23 protein-coding genes and 2 tRNA genes are annotated in these 21,385 nt (G+C 26.6%); 3 read left to right on the top strand and 22 right to left on the bottom strand.

Annotated features, from left to right (window positions below; all coding sequences use genetic code 4):
• Positions 1 to 112: 112 nt before the first annotated feature.
• The 5 genes from AACK86_RS01365 to AACK86_RS01345 all read right to left on the bottom strand — a co-directional run bounded on the left by AACK86_RS01365 (position 113) and on the right by AACK86_RS01345 (position 4,436).
• Positions 113 to 619 carry a hypothetical protein gene (locus tag AACK86_RS01365; RefSeq protein ID WP_338982171.1) on the bottom strand — a complete coding sequence of 169 codons (507 nt, stop codon included), beginning with the start codon at positions 617 to 619 and terminating at the stop codon, positions 113 to 115.
• Between the two features lie 198 nt (positions 620 to 817).
• Positions 818 to 1,087: a hypothetical protein gene (locus AACK86_RS01360; protein WP_338982170.1), complete on the bottom strand. Its 270-nt coding sequence runs from the start codon at positions 1,085 to 1,087 to the stop codon at positions 818 to 820.
• A gap of 335 nt (positions 1,088 to 1,422) precedes the next feature.
• Positions 1,423 to 2,670, bottom strand: a complete 1,248-nt coding sequence (tyrS, locus tag AACK86_RS01355) for a tyrosine--tRNA ligase (protein ID WP_338982169.1) — start codon at positions 2,668 to 2,670, stop codon at positions 1,423 to 1,425.
• Positions 2,671 to 2,688: 18 nt separating this feature from the next.
• Positions 2,689 to 3,327: a hypothetical protein gene (locus tag AACK86_RS01350; protein ID WP_338982168.1), complete on the bottom strand. Its 639-nt coding sequence runs from the start codon at positions 3,325 to 3,327 to the stop codon at positions 2,689 to 2,691.
• A 56-nt stretch (positions 3,328 to 3,383) separates the two neighbouring features.
• Positions 3,384 to 4,436 carry a nicotinate phosphoribosyltransferase gene (locus tag AACK86_RS01345; RefSeq protein WP_338982167.1) on the bottom strand — a complete coding sequence of 351 codons (1,053 nt, stop codon included), beginning with the start codon at positions 4,434 to 4,436 and terminating at the stop codon, positions 3,384 to 3,386.
• A 225-nt stretch (positions 4,437 to 4,661) separates the two neighbouring features.
• On the opposite strand from AACK86_RS01345, the gene AACK86_RS01340 reads away from it, so the two are divergent.
• Complete coding sequence (locus AACK86_RS01340; RefSeq protein WP_338982166.1) at positions 4,662 to 5,495, top strand: DegV family protein; 834 nt, start codon at positions 4,662 to 4,664, stop codon at positions 5,493 to 5,495.
• 11 nt (positions 5,496 to 5,506) lie between these two features.
• On the top strand, positions 5,507 to 6,367 hold the full coding sequence (locus tag AACK86_RS01335) for a DegV family protein (RefSeq protein ID WP_338982165.1): 861 nt from the start codon (positions 5,507 to 5,509) through the stop codon (positions 6,365 to 6,367).
• Positions 6,368 to 6,485: 118 nt separating this feature from the next.
• Here AACK86_RS01335 and AACK86_RS01330 read toward each other — a convergent pair whose 3' ends face one another.
• From AACK86_RS01330 to AACK86_RS01265, 14 genes are all read right to left on the bottom strand, one after another.
• The gene (locus tag AACK86_RS01330; protein WP_338982164.1) at positions 6,486 to 8,225 is read right to left on the bottom strand and encodes a PTS transporter subunit EIIC; all 1,740 of its coding nucleotides are present in this window, start codon (positions 8,223 to 8,225) and stop codon (positions 6,486 to 6,488) included.
• Between the two features lie 28 nt (positions 8,226 to 8,253).
• A complete protein-coding gene (locus AACK86_RS01325; protein ID WP_338982163.1) occupies positions 8,254 to 9,051 on the bottom strand; it encodes a MurR/RpiR family transcriptional regulator in 798 nt (265 codons plus the stop codon).
• 192 nt (positions 9,052 to 9,243) lie between these two features.
• Positions 9,244 to 9,319: transfer RNA gene (locus tag AACK86_RS01320), tRNA-Trp, on the bottom strand.
• Between the two features lie 65 nt (positions 9,320 to 9,384).
• Entirely contained in the window at positions 9,385 to 9,837 is a 453-nt protein-coding gene (locus AACK86_RS01315; protein ID WP_338982162.1) for a Fur family transcriptional regulator, read from the bottom strand.
• A gap of 40 nt (positions 9,838 to 9,877) precedes the next feature.
• Positions 9,878 to 10,114: an acyl carrier protein gene (locus AACK86_RS01310; RefSeq protein WP_338967767.1), complete on the bottom strand. Its 237-nt coding sequence runs from the start codon at positions 10,112 to 10,114 to the stop codon at positions 9,878 to 9,880.
• Positions 10,115 to 10,132: 18 nt separating this feature from the next.
• A complete protein-coding gene (gene proS, locus AACK86_RS01305; protein ID WP_338982161.1) occupies positions 10,133 to 11,560 on the bottom strand; it encodes a proline--tRNA ligase in 1,428 nt (475 codons plus the stop codon).
• Complete coding sequence (locus AACK86_RS01300) at positions 11,553 to 12,248, bottom strand: acetyltransferase (RefSeq protein ID WP_338982160.1); 696 nt, start codon at positions 12,246 to 12,248, stop codon at positions 11,553 to 11,555. Before AACK86_RS01300 ends, proS begins: the two co-directional genes overlap by 8 nt.
• Positions 12,249 to 12,263: 15 nt before the next feature.
• Positions 12,264 to 13,784: a cardiolipin synthase gene (cls, locus tag AACK86_RS01295; RefSeq protein WP_338982159.1), complete on the bottom strand. Its 1,521-nt coding sequence runs from the start codon at positions 13,782 to 13,784 to the stop codon at positions 12,264 to 12,266.
• A 134-nt stretch (positions 13,785 to 13,918) separates the two neighbouring features.
• Positions 13,919 to 14,008: transfer RNA gene (locus tag AACK86_RS01290), tRNA-Ser, on the bottom strand.
• A 67-nt stretch (positions 14,009 to 14,075) separates the two neighbouring features.
• Positions 14,076 to 14,663, bottom strand: coding sequence for a tRNA (adenosine(37)-N6)-threonylcarbamoyltransferase complex dimerization subunit type 1 TsaB (gene tsaB, locus AACK86_RS01285; RefSeq protein WP_338982158.1), 588 nt, complete (start codon positions 14,661 to 14,663; stop codon positions 14,076 to 14,078).
• Positions 14,663 to 15,412: a type III pantothenate kinase gene (locus tag AACK86_RS01280; protein WP_338982157.1), complete on the bottom strand. Its 750-nt coding sequence runs from the start codon at positions 15,410 to 15,412 to the stop codon at positions 14,663 to 14,665. The genes tsaB and AACK86_RS01280 overlap by 1 nt, the downstream gene beginning before the upstream one ends.
• Before the next feature lie 15 nt (positions 15,413 to 15,427).
• A complete protein-coding gene (locus AACK86_RS01275; protein WP_338982156.1) occupies positions 15,428 to 16,003 on the bottom strand; it encodes a hypothetical protein in 576 nt (191 codons plus the stop codon).
• Entirely contained in the window at positions 15,990 to 16,469 is a 480-nt protein-coding gene (tsaE, locus tag AACK86_RS01270; RefSeq protein WP_338982155.1) for a tRNA (adenosine(37)-N6)-threonylcarbamoyltransferase complex ATPase subunit type 1 TsaE, read from the bottom strand. Before tsaE ends, AACK86_RS01275 begins: the two co-directional genes overlap by 14 nt.
• Positions 16,470 to 16,472: 3 nt before the next feature.
• On the bottom strand, positions 16,473 to 17,414 hold the full coding sequence (locus AACK86_RS01265; protein ID WP_338982154.1) for a bifunctional oligoribonuclease/PAP phosphatase NrnA: 942 nt from the start codon (positions 17,412 to 17,414) through the stop codon (positions 16,473 to 16,475).
• Between the two features lie 182 nt (positions 17,415 to 17,596).
• Between AACK86_RS01265 and AACK86_RS01260 the strand changes: the two genes are divergently transcribed.
• Positions 17,597 to 17,875, top strand: coding sequence for a hypothetical protein (locus AACK86_RS01260; RefSeq protein ID WP_338982153.1), 279 nt, complete (start codon positions 17,597 to 17,599; stop codon positions 17,873 to 17,875).
• 220 nt (positions 17,876 to 18,095) lie between these two features.
• On the opposite strand, the gene AACK86_RS01255 is transcribed toward AACK86_RS01260, so the two are convergent.
• The 3 genes from AACK86_RS01255 to AACK86_RS01245 form a co-directional block, all read right to left on the bottom strand.
• Positions 18,096 to 18,326 carry a transposase family protein gene (locus AACK86_RS01255; protein WP_338982655.1) on the bottom strand — a complete coding sequence of 77 codons (231 nt, stop codon included), beginning with the start codon at positions 18,324 to 18,326 and terminating at the stop codon, positions 18,096 to 18,098.
• Positions 18,327 to 18,695: 369 nt separating this feature from the next.
• Entirely contained in the window at positions 18,696 to 20,345 is a 1,650-nt protein-coding gene (locus tag AACK86_RS01250) for an ABC transporter substrate-binding protein (protein ID WP_338982152.1), read from the bottom strand.
• A 26-nt stretch (positions 20,346 to 20,371) separates the two neighbouring features.
• Complete coding sequence (locus AACK86_RS01245; protein WP_338982151.1) at positions 20,372 to 21,382, bottom strand: carbohydrate ABC transporter permease; 1,011 nt, start codon at positions 21,380 to 21,382, stop codon at positions 20,372 to 20,374.
• Between the last annotated feature and the right edge of the window lie 3 nt (positions 21,383 to 21,385).

Raw genomic sequence — 21,385 nt, 5'->3', positions numbered from 1 at the left:
CAATTAATAAATGATTTCTATCAGGTCATCTTTGACAATATTTTTTGTCTTTCAATAACTTTAAACCTTCAAAAATTCTTTTACTATTAATTTCTTCACTTAAATTAATGCTTTAACTATTTTCTAAATTATTTATTAATTGAATAATTTCATCTTTTTCCCTATCATCCTTAGGTATATAGTAATGCTTTAAAAACAAATTTAATTTATTCGCTGTTGCCATTAAAAGTTCATTATCAGTTTTATGTGAATAATCTTTGTTTCAAATCTGATATAATTTTTTAATTTCATTTTTTCCTAATTCATTTAAATTACTGCCAATTTTTTCATTCTCAAAAAATAATTTAAAATTGTCTTCACTTTGATATTGTAAATATAATTTACTTAGTTTTTTACCAATACTTTCATATAAATTTGCATAATCAGAAACACTTTTAATATAATTATCAAATAGATTATCAATTTCATCTAAACTAACAACTTTTTTTAACTTAGACTGTGGGACTGCTCGGCGCTTATTAACAGGTTCTTTTGGAAAACAACTAACATTATTTTTAACAACTTTATTTTTTGTTACAACTGACAGAGAATCTTCTGATAATTTATTATTTGTTGTCAATAAAATTGATGGCGAATCATTTTTTATATCATTAGCAATACTTGCTTTAAGAAAATTATTATCGTTATTTAATTTAGTAAGTACCTCGGTATTTCTTAAAAATTCACATCCCTTTTCTTAGGTTCAATTTTGACCACTTTGTTTAAAAATTTTTTCTTTATAATCAAAATAATAATTCTTGTTAATAAAACTAGTAAACTATTTATTTAATTCCGCTAAAGAACCTAAATTATCAAAAAATTCATCAATATCTTTTTTATTATAAACAAAGCTATAATAAAATTCTTTGCTCTTAGCAACCGCTTGCGTAACAAAATTATAACTTGTTATCATTTCAAGTTTTTCTTTAAATTCTAAAATATTATTATTTTCAACTAAACTAACTAAATTATCAATATTTTTTTTAGAAATGTTAACATTACGATTTTTACTCATACAAGAAAGATAAACTAAAAGTTCAGGAAGCATATTATTATCCCCATTTTTAGTTTGTAAACATATCATTTTAAAAAAACTTCGCTTTTAATATAATATCGTCTTTAATATTTTCATTGATATCTTCCTTAATTTGATTAGTAATAACAGCTTTAATATCTTGTGGCATAATGCTCCTCCATTTTTAAGAAATTTTCTTTAAACAAATTACTAAAAAAATAAAGAAGCTTAATATTAAGTTTCTTTATTTTTTATTGCATAATACATTTCTAACTGCTAAATCTTATTTAAAATTATATACAAATTATGAAATAAAATATTTAAAAAAACAAGATAAATTTTTATGAAAAAACTTACTGTTTTAAAAATTAATGACTATTAACTTCAACAATATAATAATGTTGTTTACCTTTACGAATAAAAATTATCTTATCATATAGCAATTTATCTTTAGATAATAAATAGTTTTCATCATTAATAAGTTGCTCATTAACATAAATAGCATTACTCTTTAATAGTTCCCGAACTTGAGTTTTAGAACTACATACTTCAAGTAATAAAAGTAAATCAATAAGTTTATGTTCTTGACTAACAGTTATTCACGGAACAGCATTTTTCATTTGTTGAATTTCACTCATTTGTAACTGCATAACTTTTTGTGAAAATAATGCTTCACTAATATTAATCGCCACCATAACTTCTTGTTGGGAATGAACAAAAGCAACAATTTCTTTTGCTAATACCTTTTGGGCATATCTTTTAGCCTTATTAACATTATGTTTTGCCATTATTTGCAAAATATCATCTAATGATAACAAAGTTAATCATTTTAAAAGTTTTTCAACATCAGCATCATTTTGATTAACAAAAAACTGATACAAAATATATGGGGATGTTAAATTAGCGTCTAACCAAATTGTTCCTTGCTCAGTTTTTCCAAACTTAACACCATTACTTTGCGTTAATAATTCAATCGTTAACCCACTTGCTAAATGATTATCTTGCTCTTTTTTACGAATCAATTCAATTCCAGCAGTAATATTTCCCCATTGGTCACTACCACCAATTTGAACTAAACATTGATAATTCTTATATAAATACCAAAAATCATATGCTTGTAAAAGCATATAAGAAAATTCAGTATAAGAAATTCCTGTTGCAAGTCTTGTTTTAATTGATTCCTTATCAAGCATATAATTAATCGTAAACTCTTTCCCCAAATCTCTTAAATAATCAATTAAATTTAATTTTGATATTCAATCATCATTATTTAAAACTTTAATATTATGATCTAATAATTTATCTAATTGTAAAGCAAGCACATCACTATTTAATCTTACTGTTTTAGCATCTAATAATTTTCTTTCTTCAACTTTAAAACTTGGATCACCAATCATTGCCGTCGCCCCGCCAATAACAGCAAGCGGTTTAAAACCCGCTAATGAAAAGCGATATAATAAAACAATTTGTAATAAATGCCCCACATGCAATGATGTTGCTGTTGGATCAATACCACAATAAACACTAGCATTACTATTGTTAGCCTGTTTTATTTTTTCACTATTAGTAACTTGTTTTAAAAGTCCTCGGGCTTGCAATTCTTCTAAAAATTCCATTTCTTACCATTCTTTCTCTTATTTTTGTTTTTCATCAATTAAATTAACAATGCTCCGATTTTTTTCAGTAATTTGCTGTTGATCATAAAATTTACTAGCGCGTTGATGAATATCATTAAAACGATTAACATAACTTTGTGCCCGAATATAACTAGTATCATCATAATGTGCATCATTAGTTCCTAAATTAATACTGTTATCACTTTTTCGATTAATAAAATCAATTGGAATTGGATTAACATTTCTTGTCATATTTCTTCCTTCAACATATATTGAAAAATCTTGATATTTTTGAATTTTACGATTAATAATTTCTTGCTGAACATGCTCATTAACATATTCTTCAATTGAACTATAAGTCTTTGTTGTTCTAACTAATGATTGCGGTCTAATACTATAAATATTATTTACTAATGAAAAATCTTTTGGTTTATCACTAGCAATATTTTCTTTCTTAGCATTAGAACCTGTAATTGGTGAAATAATCTCTGTTGGTTCATAACCATATACTTGCTTTTGTTGCATTCAATTTCTTTGTTTACGACGATTTTCAGCAATTTTTGACTCTGCAATTTTTTGCTGATGACTATTTTCTTCATAAAGTTTTGATAATGGACCATTTAATCCATATTTAATTTTAAAATCATTAGTATTCATTATGACCCTCCTTTTAAAAGAAGCATGCGTTCTTTTAAATTATAACATAATCAAAATTAGATTTTTTGTACTAACTTATCATTTTCAATATTTTCACGACCAACTTTAGCAAAATTTTTATTATTTAATTGCACTAAATCACCAGTAAAATGAATATCAAACTTACCAATAGTCGCTCCCACACCATAAAAATCTACGGGGGTATTATCACTAACAAATCAACTAATTTTTGCTTTATCAAATCCAGAACTAACAATAATTTTTACATTATTAAAACCTTCATCATCCATTGCTTTTCTTAAAGCCTTAATTAAAATTGGATTTATACCCATAATATTTTCATTATAATATTTCCCTTGATTTTCTTTAACAGTAAAATATTTATCAACTAAACTAATGCTAGTATCAACCCGAACAGCACTAAGGCGATTTTGAAAATGACGACATACTTTTAAACTAGTATTAATAACATCATTATCAAAATCAACTAATGCTACTAACTTATCATTAGGAAATAATTCACTATAAGCTTCTAAAGATTTAATAATATCACCATTAAAACCATGAATTAAAGCGTGGGGCATTGTTCCAACCAATATTTCTTGATTATTTCATCATTCAGTTTGTGCTCGCGTAACTTGTGATTTAATACCAGCAATATATGCAGCATAACCATCACCTTGTTGATTAAGATAGTCATCATTACGATCAAACATAAAGATAAGTGGTTTATCATTACTAACTTTTAAAATCTCATTACAATTAGTAGCAACACTACTTCTTCTTGCTAAAATGCCATCAATAATTCCTTCTAAGTAACCAAATAAATGATAAGGACCGGTTATTTTTAAAACCGGAATATTAGCTTTAATAATATCACCATCATTTAAAGCATAAACAGATATTTTTTCTAATGGCGTTACAAATTCTTTCAATAATGCCACAACTTCATCAATACCACAAAGCATAACATTATCTTGTCTTTGAAAAAATTGCATCGTAACAATATTATTAGGAAAATACTTTTTAAGAATTTTTTGGGTTTTTAAAAAATAAATCGCACTGTAATAACCTTCTTTAATACGAACATCAAATTTAAATTTTGTCATTTAAATAGCCTCAAATCTCTTATATAATTATTAGTTTTAATATATTAATTTTACTACTTAATAAATATTGTAATATAGTTTTTAAGAAAATTTCTTTTTTGATTACAAATTTTGCTATTCTTATAACCAGATTATCCTTTATTATTTCTTTTCTTGAATAATATTATATCAAAGTTTATAATTGATTAATAAACAAAATAGAGATTTTTGTGAGGTGTAAAATTAATGAAGCAATACATTATCTTAGTGGACTCAGCAACTGGTTATGATGAAGAACAAGCAAAAGAACATAATCTAGCATTTGTCCCTTTAATGATAAATGTTAACAATAAAACTATTGCTGACAATAATAAAGAAATTACTATTGATAAATTTTATAAAATTTTAGAAACTGAGCTAATCAAAACCAGTCAAACGCCACCAGGAATTTTAAAAGAAAAATGAGATGAACTACTACAAGAATATGAACAAATTCTTTTCTTTCCGATTTCTTCCCATCTATCGGGACAATATCAAAGTGCAATATTACTAGCTCAAGATAATGCTTATAAAGACAAAGTATATATAATTGATAGCGAAGCAGTTGGCGACATTAATAAAGAAATGATTAACCGCGCCAAACTATTTTTGCAGGAACGACCTATTAATGAATTACAAGGTTTTATTGATGAACAGAAAACAAAATATTGTGCCTTCATTCTTCCGTATCAATTAGATACATTGGTTCGTGGGGGCAGAATTAGCAGTGCTGCTGCTACCCTAGCTAATTTATTGAAAATTAAACCAATACTAGAATTTAATGGTTTTATTGATAAATTTGATAAAACCAGAACATTTAAAAAAGCAATTAAAGAGGTTTTAAAAGAAATCAAAAAGCGCTATGGCAGTGCTGGAGAATTAACAATTATGCATTCATTATGTGATATGGAATTAAAAGAAGAAGTAATTAAAATCATTACTAAAGAAAAATTTACAATTAAGCATATGAATTTAATATCTAATGTTATTGCTGCTCACACTGGAAATAATACATTTGTACTCGTATATTGAATAAAGTAAAGGAGAAAAAAATGTCCAACACAAAAAAGAAAATTGCTATTATTGTTGACTCATCTAGCAACCTTGACCCTACAACCCTAAAAGAAAAGAATATTAATATCATTCCTTTATTAATAAGTTTTGAAGATAGAACTGAAATTGAAGATACCACTAGTGATATTAAAAAATCTAATTTTTATGTTCGTGTTAAAAATGGTGAATATACTAAAACTAGTCAATCATCACCAGGGAAACTAATGAGCTTATGGCGAAAACTATTAACTGAAGGAAATGATGAAATTATCTTTATTCCGATTGCTAAAGGATTATCTGGTCAATACCAAAATGCCTATATGCTATCACAAGAAAATGAATTTAAAAACCGCGTTCATATTATTGATACTAACGGCGCTGCTACATTTAATAGTACATTAGCAATTAAAGCTAGTGAAATTGTAGCTAATGGTGGCAACATTAATGATATTAATAAAATGGTAACCCAAGTTAAAAAAAATAGTTTAATTTATATTATCCCTGAAGATATCTCGCGACTTTCTAAAGGTGGCCGTGCCAAATCTGTTGTTGCTTCCCTAATAAGTTTAATCCGCGTTAAAGTCATTATTAAATTCGGTGAAATATCAGAAAAAAGTGGAATTGCCAGAACCTTAAACAACGCTATTGAAAGCGTAATCACAAAAATTAAAGAATTTATTAAAAATGAAAATTACATCTTAGAAATTCTTACATCACAATGTGATAAAAAAATCACCACAATTATTAACAAAATTATAACCAACCACCCTGAACTTAAAATCAAAAAAACATTCCTCCCTAACTGCTTTGTCAGTCACGCCGGTGTTAATTCAGTAGGAATTATTGTTGTTAAACAATAAATAAAATTAACAAAGAAAAAGGTAGCAACGCTACCTTTTTTATTTACATCACTAACAATAACAATAATGCCAAATTACCTTCTTTTAATGCTTTTAAAATAAAAACTATTTTCTATTTTTAAAGATTAGTTGCCAACAACACTTCTGATGATTGAACCATTTTTTTTAACTCATCAACAATAAATTGAGCATCATTGCCAACAACCAGTTGTAAATCCTTATCTGAAATCATTTTCGGATTAAGCTTATTAACAATTTTTCTTACTTTAAATCTGACTTTATTTAATTGTTCAATTTTTCCAGCATCAACATTTTTAACAACAATTCTTATCCTTGTAACACAATTATCAGCACTAATAATATTATCTTTACCTAAAATATGCAAAATTTCTTTCGCTAATAACTCATAAGAAGAAAATGGTAAACTATTATCCAAATTATCTATTTCACTAACATTTTCCTCGCGACCTAATGTCTTATAATTAAACTTCTTAATCAAATAACTAAAAGAAAAGTAATAAGCTCCCCCACTTAAAATACCAATTGGTAATATTCAAGCCGGATTTGCCAGCACTTGGGCAACACCTGACTCCCAAGTTATTTTAGCAATTTTCATTGATTGATAAAAACTTAAAACATAATCAATAAAACCAGCAGAAAAACCAAAACCAATCCGAATTCCTAAACCAACAGTAATTGCAGAAATAATGCCTGATAAGACAATATGAACAAAAAATAATACGGGGGCTGCATAAATAAAACTAAATTCTAACGGTTCAGTAATACCAGTTAAAAATGAAACGGACGCAGCTCCAAGTAATAATGCCATAACTTTTTTTCTTTGTTCAGGATGAGCACATTTAATGATCGCCAAGGCAGCAGCAGGTAATCCAAACATCATAATGGGGAAAAACCCACTTTGAAATAATCCAGCACCAACAACTAAATCATTACTAAGAAACGCAGGAATATCACCATTAATAACTGTTCCATTCTGTGAAGTAACAAAAGGGTGTTGTCAAAAAAAATAAATATTAAAAACACGCATTAAACCGCTAGCATTTAATGTTCTATTAAACATTGTATAAACACTAGCAACCCCTCATTGAATATTACGCGTTGAGTTGTCAAATTTTTCAGGAATAATAGTTTGCCCAAAACTTAAAAGTCCTAACTGAAGTCAAGGTCAAATTATTGCCACTAAAATAGCAACTGGTAAAGAAACTAAAATAACAACTAATGGTACAAATCTTCTTCCCGAAAAAAATGACAAAGCAGTTGGCAACTTAATGAATTGAAAACGATTATAACAAGTAGCTGCTAATATACCAGCAATAATGCCACTCAAAACCCCCATATCAATAGAATAAATAGCTTTATTTTCTTTAAGTTGATATAAAAGTTTTGATTTATTTTCTAAGTTAACATCTAATAAAATTGTTGAATAAACAATTTTTGGTAATATCGTCATTAGACCAATTAATATTGTATAAGCAAAAAAACCAATAAGAGCTGCTTCACCACGATTATCTTTAGCAAAACCAAAAGCCACGCCAATAGCAAAAAGAACAGAAAGATTATTAAAAGTACTGCTACCAATAACCTGCAATACTGAACCAATATATCAAATAACACCGTTCTCAGTAATTCCAAAATCTTTAGTCATCATTAATCCGCCCACACGACTCAATATTGCCGCGATAGGTAAAATAGCAATCGGAAACATTAATGATTTAGCAAGTTTTTGTAATCCTGAATTTGTTTTATTACGAAAATGCTTTAAAGTATTTTTTAGTTGAAAATTATTAGATGTTAGCTTAAATTTTTTAAAATTACTAAAAATATGTTTAAATTCCATTTAAATTTATTCCTACCTTTATTTTAATTTATAACTTAAAATTAATTATTTTTGCATACAAGAAATCTAATAATTGCATTAATAATTGCAATCTAATTGAAAAAACACTTCATAATTGTTCTTCTTCAGATTTAACTAAAAAGTAAGATTTAAAACTTTTAACTAATTTTGTTTCTTTGCTAAAAATACCAATTGAATAAGCTATATCTTTTACTTCTTCAATTATTTCACTAATTAAATTATTTGTACCACTTAATGATAGGCAAATAATAACATCATCGGCAGTAACTAATGGCAAGTACGAATAAATAACATTAATATCATTGTCACAAATAACATTTTTATTTACTCATCTTAATCTTTGTGCGAAAGAAATAGCGGGATAATATGAAATTCCAAAACCAAAAATAAAGATTGTTTTGGCATCAATAATTTTTTTAACAATTAAATCACTATCTTTATTAATAAAATCTAAATATAAGCAATTATTATCCTCATCTCTTACTTTCATATATTCATTAAAAAAATAGGTAACATTATCTTTCAATTGCAAATTAGCATTAACTTGTCGTCCTGAATTTTTAATTCTTTGATTAACAAGTTTTAATTGATACTTCAATTCAGTTCAACCACTTAGATTTAATTTTTGACAAAAGCGAATTATTGAACTAGAAGAAGTAAAACATGCATCGGCAACACTTGTTAATGTTCAGTCATCAATTTGTTCTAAGTTATTTAAAATAAATGTACCTATACTGGCATTAATAACACTGTCTTCATTAAATTTTATATGCTTTAACTTCTTAATAAAATCAAAATATTCCAAAATAGCCTCCTTATTTCATTTATATTGTCTCCCTGATAATTTTTTAATTATATCGCAAAAAACATTTCATCAGGTAAATTTTGGTAAAATTTCCAAAAAATGGAATATTCTTCATTAAGAATAACCATTTGTACGATGATTACCAATAATGGTTATTTTTATGTTGCTATCATCGTTAATAACTAATTTTATTGGCAGGGGTAGCAGGACTTGAACCCACAACACGCGGTTTTGAAGACCGCTGTTCTACCAATTGAACTATACCCCTACAATAAATATATTCTATCAAAGTTATTAAAAATGACAAAGTAAATTATAAAGAAATTTTAAAGATTACTTATTACCTTCTTGATTTTTTTCCTGACAAGATATACAAATTCCGTGTGCTTCCAATTTATAATGTACAGATTTAAAATCAGCATTTTGTAATTTTTCTTCTAATTTTTTCAAATTATCTTGAAAATCTTCATCACTTAAATGCATATCTTCACTAGGATGAATAACCTTATGACAAGTTTCACAAACTAAATGAACTAAGATAGGATTTGATAGTTCAAAAACAATATCTCGGCCATTAAAAACATTAAGATAAATTAATTCTTCTTGCAAAAACAAATCTAAAGTATTATAAACTGACATGAAATTAATATTTTTATGTTCATCATTTTCTTTTTTCAATTCTCTAATAATGCCATTAATATTCAGATGTTGTTTCTTTAATAATAATTTTAATATTGCTAATCTAATATTAGTTAAACGATGCCCTTTATTTTTTAATACTTGCATTAATTTCTCATAATCTCATTTCACAATTTTAACGCCCTTTTTAACTATTACTATTTACTACTTCTTCAATAATAATTATTAAATCCTGAACAGTATTAATATCACTTAACTTATTATCAGGAATCCGAAATTTATATTCTTCTTCTGCTAAAATAATTAAATCCATCAATTCTAAAGAGTCCAAACCTAAATTACGGAAATTAGTTTCTAATGATATTTTTACTTTAATACCCTTTTTTTCTTTCAATAATTTAGCAATTTCAGCTAATCAATTCATTTAAATTTTTCCTCCTTTTTAATATGCCCGTGCAAAGTAAAAATGACCTTTTGCTCTTTGATTACATTTAAAACATTTAGAATTTTCTTCAACTTGCTTTTCTAAATCTTGACAACGACTAACAGTACTAGTTAACTGTTTAATTTCTGCTTCACACTCAATACGATTACAAAATCAAGCACCAAAAAATCCCGTTTTTGTTTTTAATTGTTGTTCATATTCATTAAAACTATTAACAATAAATATTTGCGCTTCTAATCGCTTTAACGACTTTGCATATAAATCATTTTGCATTTGTTCCATATTAGTTTTCAAATATGATTCCACATCATTAATCTTAACCATTAATTTTGTTTTTGTGTCTCTTCGCATAATTAATACTTTATCAGTTTCTAACTCCCGAATCCCAATTTCAATGCGAAAACAAACTCCTTGAATTTCACTATTACTTAACTTATACCCCAATGACTTTAAAGAATTATTAATAACAACACGATATTTAGTTTTTAATTGTTGATAAATTCTATTAACTTGTTGTCTTACTTGTTCATCATCTTGAATCGGAATTATTCCTACTTGAATTGGTGCTACCATTGGTGGTAATACTACTCCGCTATTATCACTATGAGACATAATTAAAGCCCCAATAACTCTTGTTGACATCCCTCATGAAGTTTGATAACCATATTCTTCTTTATTATTAGCATTAGTAAACTTAATATCAAAATTTTTAGAAAAATTTTGGGCAAAATAATGACTAGTTGCTGATTGTAATGCTTGCCCATCTAACATTAATGCTTCTAAACTATATGTATCAACAGCACCCGCAAACTTTTCGTGAAGACTTTTTTTACCATTAAGAACAGCAATGGCTAAAACTTCTTTAAAAAATTTAACATATAAATTCATCATTTCTACCGTTCAATTTTGTGCTTCTTCCATATTATTATGAACACTATGACCTTCTTGCCACAAAAATTCTGTTGTTCTTAAAAAAGGTCTTGTTGTTTTTTCTCAACGAATAACATTCGCTCATTGATTATATTTTAATGGTAAGTCCTTATAACTAGAAATATTTTTTGAAAAATATGTGCCAAACAAAACTTCAGAAGTTGGTCTAATAACCAACGGTTCATCTAAATTTTTATCACCAACTTTGGTAACAATAGCACATTCAGGGGCAAAACCTTGAATATGTTCTTTCTCTTGATTTAATAAACTCTCAGGAATTAATAAAGGCATATAAACATCTTGAATTTCGGCTTCTAAAAATCTGATTTCTAAGTTTTTCACAATATTTTTTCAAATTGCATAACCATGCGGTTTTAAAATTGGTGCTCCCTTAACTACTCCATAATTAATTAGATTACCATTTACAATCAAATCAGTATATCATTGACTAAAATTTTCCTCCAACGATGTAATTTTATTAAGATTTTTATTCATTAACTTTTAACTCCTTTCCTTTAATTTCTTCAATAATACCTTTATCACCATAAAATATTTTAATATCAATTTGTTGATGAGAAACATATTGTTGTAATCTTTTGTATATTTCCATATTTTTAATTAAAATTGCTCTAATAGCATTAACACTAATTGGTTCATTAACGATAACTCGTTGCAAATTATTATTAAACTCTCAATCTTTTTTAGTATTTTCATATAATTTCACTAAATCAATGTAAAAAATTGCCACCGTAGTTAAATCAATCTTATTTTCTAAGCATCAACTTCAAAATTGATGACGACTACTAGTAGATAATTCTAATTCAAGATTATCATCTTTTTCTAAATATGTTCAAACAATATACTTTTCATTTTCTTTAAGTTTCTTAGATTTTACCGGTTTAATTCCTTGCTCTAAAATATAAAAAATATTAGCAATGGAACTATAAAAATAAAAATGATCAACCTTTTGTAATAATAATTGCTTAATAATTCTTTTAGTAGCATTTCGGGTTCATCCAAAATGAATATCAACTTTATTAACTGTTTGAACACTTTTTGAAAATAAATGTTTAAAAAAACCTCGTCTTTCTTTAACTTCGGGTTTTTTTTCTAAACTTACAGGAGAATCTTGTTTTTCTAACTGCTTAGCAATTTTTTTATTAATTTTTTTCGTTTTGTGCATTATTATTTTCCTTTCCTAAAATAAGGGATCAAAAATTTTAACAATTGGCAAAATCATTATCCGATAAAATCAGTTTTTTTTCTTTAACGGTGATGTCGTTAAAAGAATACTTCTTTCAATATCTCATAAATAATTCTTTTCTAGTTGCTTATTAGCATCACCATAAAGAATAACAATAGTTTGATGATCGTGATAAAGACTACGAAAATCTAAATTAGTTGATCCAATAATGACTAAATTATCATCAATTAATGCTGTTTTTGAATGATTAAAAATCTTACTCATTTCATAAATTTTTATCCCCGAATTAAATAATTCATCATAATATGAACGACTAATATCAAGAATAAAAAATTTATCAGTTTTTCCTGGCATTAATAATCGCACATCAACACCTGACTTAGCAGCATTTTTTAATGCAGTCACAATATCATCAGTCGGGATAAAATACGGCGTCGATAACCAAATACGACTTTTAGCACTAGAAATAACTTTAACATAAATATCCTTTTGAATCGTTTCATAAGTAGTGGGACCATCATCAATAACCTGAACAATATTAGTAGTTTTACCATCATATGGTTCATTTTTTAACAAGTTCTTATCAAACACTAGCGACTCGCCAGTTGTAAAATATCAATCCTGTAAAAATATTAACTCTAAACTACGAACAGCACTACCTTGCAAACGAACTTGACTATCGCGTCAAAAACCATATTTAGAACTTAAATGACAATAAGCATCACCAACATTAATGCCTCCCGTATAACCAATCTTGCCATCAATAATAACATCTTTACGATGATTACGATAATTATTACGACCACTAATAAAAGGTAAATTTATTGGTGAAAATCTTTTTAAATGAACACCAGCTCGCTTCAATTTCTGAATTGTATCATGATAAACCGTAAAAAAACTTCCAGCATGATCATAAATTAAGCGAATATTAACACCTTGATAAGTTTTTTTAATTAATAACTGTGTCAAATATTTTAAAACTTCACCATCATCTAAAATAAAATAATTAATATGAATATAATTTTCAGCACTTTCTAAGTCTTTAAATAATAACGAAAACTTTTCAATTCCATTAGTTATTAAATCAACTTTCGTATGATTATATAATGGTCTTTGTGATATATTAGTAGTTAAATGTAAAATACTTCGTTCTTCTTGAATTTGATTTTTTAAAAAGTTATTCGTATAATTAAAATCCTCTTTAGCATAAAAATCTTGATATTTTTTTAAATAAAACTTTTGTGCTTTAGTATAACGATAAGTTCGGCCAAAAATAATAAAGATTATAATACCAACAATTGGTAAAGCATACACAGCAATAATTCAAGAAATTTTTGTTCGTGCTGGTCGATTGGAAACAAAAATAATTAATGCTGTTAAAGTTCCAAATGAAATTGTTACGACACCAATAATTCATAATCAATCAATATATTTAGCAATAATAAAAATACAAGTCACCAATAAAAGTACTAAAAGAACAAAAGTAATTGCTAAACGCATTTTTTTATTTAACATTAATTTAATTCCACCTTATAAATAAAATATTGTTTTTTAAATATGTATTAATTTTATCTTAATATCACAAAAAACAACTTTACTTTACTTATTGTAAAGTTGTTAACAACAAATATCAAATTATTTAAAATTAATGGCGGAGCAGACGAGATTCGAACTCGTGCGCCAATTGCTTGACCTAACTCCTTAGCAGGGAGCCCTCTTAACCACTTGAGTACTGCTCCATAGTGATTAACACACATAAATAATTATATCTAAAATTTAAAAAAATAACATCCAAAATTTTTATTTTTATTCATAATGTTTTTTAAGATGTAATTCCTTTAAATATAATGGTTCTAAATCATCAACATTAGTTACTTTTTTACATAAATGTTTAATTTGTAAAAAATTTTCTACTACATCAACCCGATGATAATGTTCAATTAACTTAAATTTTTTTCATTCTTTTTTCAATAATAATAAATTATTTCTTGTAACCACTTGTTCCAAAACTATCGGATGAAAATTATCATAAACCGCAACAAAAAATTGATCAGTTTTAGCATTAATAACACTAATTGCCTGCTTGTTACCAACTTGCAATAATAAACTATTCGTAACAAAAACTTGCAATGTCTCATTAACAGCTTTCATTGTTTTCGCAATTGTAATCCCCACCCGAATTCCAGTATAACTTCCCGGACCAACAGTTAAATATAAACTATCAATATCAAATCAACTTAATTTATGATTAGTTAACATTTCATCTATTAAAACTGTTGCCTTCTCAGTGTGTTTTTGATGATTTCAAATTTGTAAACTATCTAATAAAACACGATCATCTTGTAAAATAATTACTAAATATCCATTTGTTGTATCTAAAAATAATGTTTTCATTATTTCTCACCTTCATTTAATGTTCATAAAATATTTAAACCAGTAAAAATTAAATCATTAATAAATTGATAATCTTGCAAAATATTTTTAACAAAAAAATAATTACCACCTAATATTATTACTACTGAATCTTTTAATTGTTTTTGATAAGTTTCCACAATACCTTTAATTGCCATCGCATGCCCATAAATAATACCAACGCTTAAACAATCTTTAGTATTCTTAGCAATCATTTCTGGTGGCAAAAATCAAGGATCTTTTTTCAATAAAGCTGCTTTTTCAATTAAAGCTTCACCACTTGTTAGTAATCCTGGCAATATTGCACCACCAATAAACGAATTATCTTTAATACACGAAATCGTTGTTGCTGTCCCCATATCAATAATAATTATATTACGATTTGGATAAACACTAACAGCCCCCACCGCTGCTGCTATTAAATCAGCACCTAAAGTAATAACATCATCTAAAACAAATTTTAAATTTGTTTTTAACACACTATCAACAAGCAAATAATTCCAACAATATTTTTCAACTAATAATTCAATTACCGAATTAAATTGTGGTTTAACACTACTAACAATACATCGTTGAATTTTTAATAAAAATTGTTCAAGAACTTCTTCCATACAAGAAAATAATTTATCAACATTAATATTACTAGATAATTGCTCATAAAATATTTTTTGATTTTCTTGATAAACGCCTAAATGAATTAAACTATTACCAATATCAACTAATAACTTCATAAATTTCCTCCTTTGCTAACCTATTTTATTAATAACCTTAACAATTGGTAAAATAACTAAAGTTGTAATCATAAGTTCTGGTAAATAATTTGTTGCTAATGCTAATCAACTAATATATTGCAACACATTAAGATCAGGAAAAAACGCATCTCCTAAAAAATAAATCATTGCTAAAGTTACCAAAGAATTAGTACTAATAACAAAAAATGATCAAATGATAATTGTTAATCAATAACGAAATTCAGAACGCAATACTAAAAATTGTAATATTATCCCTGAAACAATACCAACTAATAATCTTGGTACAATACTAAATAATGGATTTTGAAAAACTACTGCCAAAGGTCCACCCATAACAAATGATGCTAAAAAAGAACTTAGTCCTAATAATAATCCTGAGATAACACCAACAATAAATGGATTCCACTTTAAAATTTTAATTCAAATAATACTAATAATCATTACCACACAAGGAACTAAAGTAATACTAATAACACTAATTTGAATATAACCTAGAAATGGCGTAAAAGTAAATAATAGTAGTAAGGCTACACTAAGAGCTAAATAACTAATTGCCTTAACATTTAACATTTAAATCATTGTCCTGTAAAAATTTAATTACTTGCGTTGCAAGAAGACCCTTACCACTCAAATTAATTTCTCGGGTAGTATCATCAATTATCTTCCATTGTAAGATTAACGCATTATTAAAATCAATAATTTGTAAAACATTTTCATATCATTCAATAATATTTAAATTATTATTAAATGCTTCTTCATACATTTCTAAATCTTCATCATTATTTAAACGATAAGCATCCATATGAATTAATTTAAATGATTGTTTTGGAATTACATACTCATTCATAATAACAAATGTTGGCGAATTAACTACCGCTGAAATTTGCAAGGAATTTGCTAAATATCTTGTAAATGTTGTTTTCCCAACCGCCAATGCTCCTTGCAACAAAATAAAACCTGGCCTAGCATATTTAGCAATAATAGCTCCCAATGCTTCTGTTTGTGCCTCATTATGAGTTATAAACTGCAAATTCACCACTTATTTTGGTTCTCCTCTACTAATCACTTCATCTAAATCACTAATAATATTTTTAACATCATTAAAATCATTAATTCGTGCTCCTGCAGCAAAATTATGACCACCACCATTATATTTGCTAGCAACAGTATTAACAAAAAATTTATTTGATCGTAGTTCAACACGAATATTATGATTTTCATCCTCACAAAAAAATACTCAAATTGGTTTATTTTTAATATTAGCTAATAAATTAACCTTACTAGCAACAGTATTATGATTAATACCTAATTTCTTTAATGTTTTGTTATCAAATACTAAATATAAAACTCCCTTCGTTGAAGTTTGATAATTTTCATAAACAAAACTCATAAATTTTAAATCTTCTTCACTAACTTGATACATTTCACGATATAATTGATCTAAATCAAACCCTTTTGTTAATAAAAAACTAGCAAGACTAAATGTTCTGGCATTAGTTCGTGAATAAAGAAAACGACCACTATCAGTTACCATCCCATGATAAATAATTCTTGCTGCTAACGGCGTAACTTTTAAATTACATTCCTTAACTCATAAAGCAATCATTTCACTAGCTGAACCAAATTGTTCATCAACTCAAATAATATCACCATAAGGTTCAACATTGGGATGATGGTCAATCTTAATAATAGTTTTTGCTAATTTATATCGGTCATCATCAACTCGTGCTAAATTACCACAATCACCAATAATAACTAAACTATCTTTAAACTCATCATCACGAACTGTATCCATAGCCCCAATAAAGTTTAAATAATCACTATTCGTTCCCGCTGCTAGGACAATCTTATCAGGTCAATTAGTTTTAATTATTTCTTTTAAACCTAACTGCACACCATAAGCATCACCATCAGGAATAATATGACGAAGCAATATAATTCGGTTATGTTCCTTAATTAACTGCAAAATCTTATCTTTCATATTTTTACCTTCCTAAAATAACTTATTAAGGTAATTTTATAACAAATTCTCTTAATTTTAAAATAATAAATAATTTTAACATATTTTAATAAAATCATTGACTACTTAATTTTTATATTTCATAATGTAATTATTAAAAATTTAAAAATAAATCCATAATTTATTTATAGTGAGGTGTAAAAATGTATAAATCATTACAAATAGCAATAATGTTCTTATTTTCTTTTTCAACACCGTTATTACTTGCAAGTTGTAGTGGCAACAACATTAGTAATAAAATTGACCAAGAAACTGATAATCCAAATAAAAATGATTTAATTAGTAAAATTAAAGATAGCATTAATAACAAATTTCAAGATTTTAATGACAAAAATAATAATGTTTTTATCGCTGAAAAATTACATATCAGTGACACAAATATTCAAAAAATAATGAATCAATTAGTAAACGAAAAAAACTAACACTAACATTATTTTACCCACGAGCAACGATTTAAGTAAGCAATTATTAAATAGACTTCTTGCATAACCTATTAAAAAAATTACAAATATTTGTAAAAAGACAGTAATAGAAAAATATAATTTTAATTAATTATGTCTTTTATCTAAAAAATTAATATTTTGCCACAACAAAAAATGAATTTATTATTTAAATTCTTTAATTTTAAATAAATCTTTTATGTTAAATTAATAATTGCAAATTATAAATTGAGGCAATTAAATTAAATCTTAAACCAAATCTTTTTCTACGATTACGATATTTTTCTGTCATAATTTTAAATTTTTTAAGAATAGCAAAAATATTTTCAATAATAATTCTCATTTTTGAAACTAGTCTATTATGTTGTTTTTGTGCTTTATTTAAATGGTTTTTCTTTGTTTTCTTTGTAGGTATTAGAACATTATTGTGAATTTTTTGTATTCCTTGATAACCACTATCAACTATTAGTTTGGTATTTTTTAAAATTGAGATTTTTGATTCTTTAGACTTCTTGCGATACCTTTTTTATTAAAATATTCTTATAAAATATAATTTATGAGGATATCAAAATATGAAAAATAATAAATTTAATACTCTTAATGATAAAGAATGGTTAAGAGTAGATTAATATAAAATAATAAATAGTTTAAACCTATAACCCCCTTAATTAATAACCTTAATTTTATTATAGCATACAGAAATTTACTAGAATTATGTTTTACTATATTTTAATTTAAAAAAATGTAACTAAATATATTTAGTTACATTTTTAAAATATTTTAGTAAAAAATATCTAAAACCTTATTTTTCAATAATAAATTCATTAATCCCATCATCTTTGGTTTGCGTTTTAAGAATATTTAAAAATTCTTTCTCCGTTAATGGTCTTTCAGGATATGATGCATTTAACAAATCTTGATAAAAAATATTTAATGACTTTAACACCGTTTGACGAAATATTGCACCTCATTGCGTTAATGGTGGCGAAGCGGTTGTTATTTTCTTAACATTCATCAATTGTCATACTTGCGCAATAACCTGTAAATAAGATTCTGATGGAGCATCATGTAATTTTTGACCATAAGAAGAACCACTTTCATAGGAAGCTTTATTAATCGGCAAATATCCCGAATCAAAAGCATAAACTTCATTAGCTTCTTGTGATGTTACATATTTAATAAATGCTTCGGAAATTTTATCTTTAATCGGATCATTCATTTTAAACATCGCAATTCCTGGACCTTGTTGAATAGCATACTTACCACCTGTAGAAAATGGTAACGGTAGCGCTCAAATATCCTCAGGTTTAAGTCGCTTTCCCTGTAACAAAAACTGAACTCCTGATGTTGAACCAATACCGACTAAAGCTTTAGATTGATTAAACAAAGTACTAGAAAATGTCCCATATGCTGATGTTGCTGTTGGTACTTTAACATGCAATCCTGTATTACGCTTAATATAATTAAACGTACGATTAGCTAAATCTTTTAACTTTTGAAGACCGCTTAAATGTTTCTTCAATATTTCAAGAGAGTTTCCTTTTAAGTTTAAAACAAATTCACCACTACTATTTTCATAATAAAGAAATTCATTAGATTTTGCTTCAGAATTTAATACCTCATTATTAGCATATTGCGCATATAATCCATTAGGCAAATCATCCATCGCTACTGCATACACTTCATTAAGATTGCTTAAATTAGCTAAATTTTTTAATAAGTGACTAGTTACTTGCACTAAACTAAGATAACTACTTCAAGTAATAATTCCCGCTTTCATTGCTTCCAAAGAATTTCACTCTTTTAAAACATTAAGTTGGTCTCGAAATTCACTTCAATCAATACTTTTATTAACTTTTCATTGTCCATTCATTCCTTGATAATTACTTAAATTATCGCCAAGTGGTAATAACAAATTTGCTTGCGGGGTTAAACCCTCAATTTTAGCAAATACTTCTAACAATAATTTCTTATTAATAAACATTAAATCTAATGACTTTCCAATTGGAACTGTATATTGTTTACCCTTATACATTGTTTCTTGTCAATAAGAATCAATAATGCTTGGTTTATCAATACAAGGACTAAGATCGGGAATCTCAACATCAACTAACTGTTCTTGTAAAGTTTTAGAGTATTTAACAACCTCATCAGCATAACTAGTAAACAAATTAGGTAGCTTTCTCACACCATAATAACCAGCATTAACTTCCTTCTCAACACCATTATTTTGAACAAATTTTAAAATTATTTTGCGATGATCAAATTCCGAGTTATCAGCATTGACCTTATTAAAATTATTAATAACCTTTTCTAAAGCATTTCATTGAAATTGACCTTTTTTAAAATAAGTTGTCATAATGACATTTCGTTCAGGATGACTACAAGCAAAAGTTGTTAAAATCGCACCTAATCAAATTTTTGCTGTTAGCATTACCTTAATTTTTTTCATTAATTGTTATTCCTTCCTATTAATTCCTAGCCCTTAGTTCCACTACTATCTTTTGTAATACTATTAATAATGCGTTTCTTAGTAAGCAAATATAAAACAATCATTGGCAAAATAGAAATAACAGCAGATGCCATTTTTAAATGTTGTGGATCTCTTAGCGTACTTGGATTATTAGGTCCTGGTTCTGTTACTTGAATTAATTCTCATAATAACATTGGTAACGTTACTCATTTTGAATCAGCATCTAAAACTGTTACGGGTCATAATACTGCATTCCAACTAGCAATAAAAGATATTAATCCCGCTGTTCATAATACTGGTTGAACTAATGGCAACGCTACTTTTCAAAAGAATTTAAAAGTTGATAACCCATCAACCTTACTAGCACTAACAATTGATTTCGGAATCCCTTCAAATGCTTGGCGTAACATAAAAATTGTAAAAGCCGAAGCAATAAATGGAATTACTAATGCTTCTAAGGTATTATCTCATACAATCCGTAACATTAGCAAATACTGCCCAATCATAATCGCTTCCCCAGGAATCATTAATGTTGATAACAACAAAATAAATATTGCTTCGCGAAACTTTGTCCGATAATGCGCTAAAGCAAATCCCGCTAAAGCACAAATAAATAATTTCAATATTGTGGAAAGAAATGCTACTAAAAACGAATTAAATAAATACTTGCCAACATTAATTTGTGAATTTTCTAAAAGATATGTATACCACTTAAAAGTTCAAATTTCAGGTCATAATCCTTGTGGTTTTGTTGGATCTAAATCAGCATCAGTTTTAAATGAAGTAATAATCATTCAGTAAAATGGAAAAACAACAATAATAGCCATCACTAATAAAAATAAGAACCGAACTGCAATGCTAATTCATTTTTCTCAACCTTTATTTCCCGCAATTTGTTGTGTAAAATTAGTTTTGCGCACAACAGTTTGACGACTGACTCAAGTTTTAAATCACAAATCAATTTTATTGCAACGCATCTTTAACAATTCATTAATTTTCTTGCCCAAATTATTCATCAA

It is taken from the genome of Spiroplasma endosymbiont of Eupeodes luniger (assembly GCF_964019525.1).
In the GTDB taxonomy this organism is placed as follows: Bacteria; Bacillota_I; Bacilli_A; order Mycoplasmatales; family Nriv7; genus Nriv7.
The sequence above is the reverse complement of the archived record's forward strand: the minus strand, read 5'-3'. Positions and strand labels throughout refer to the sequence as shown.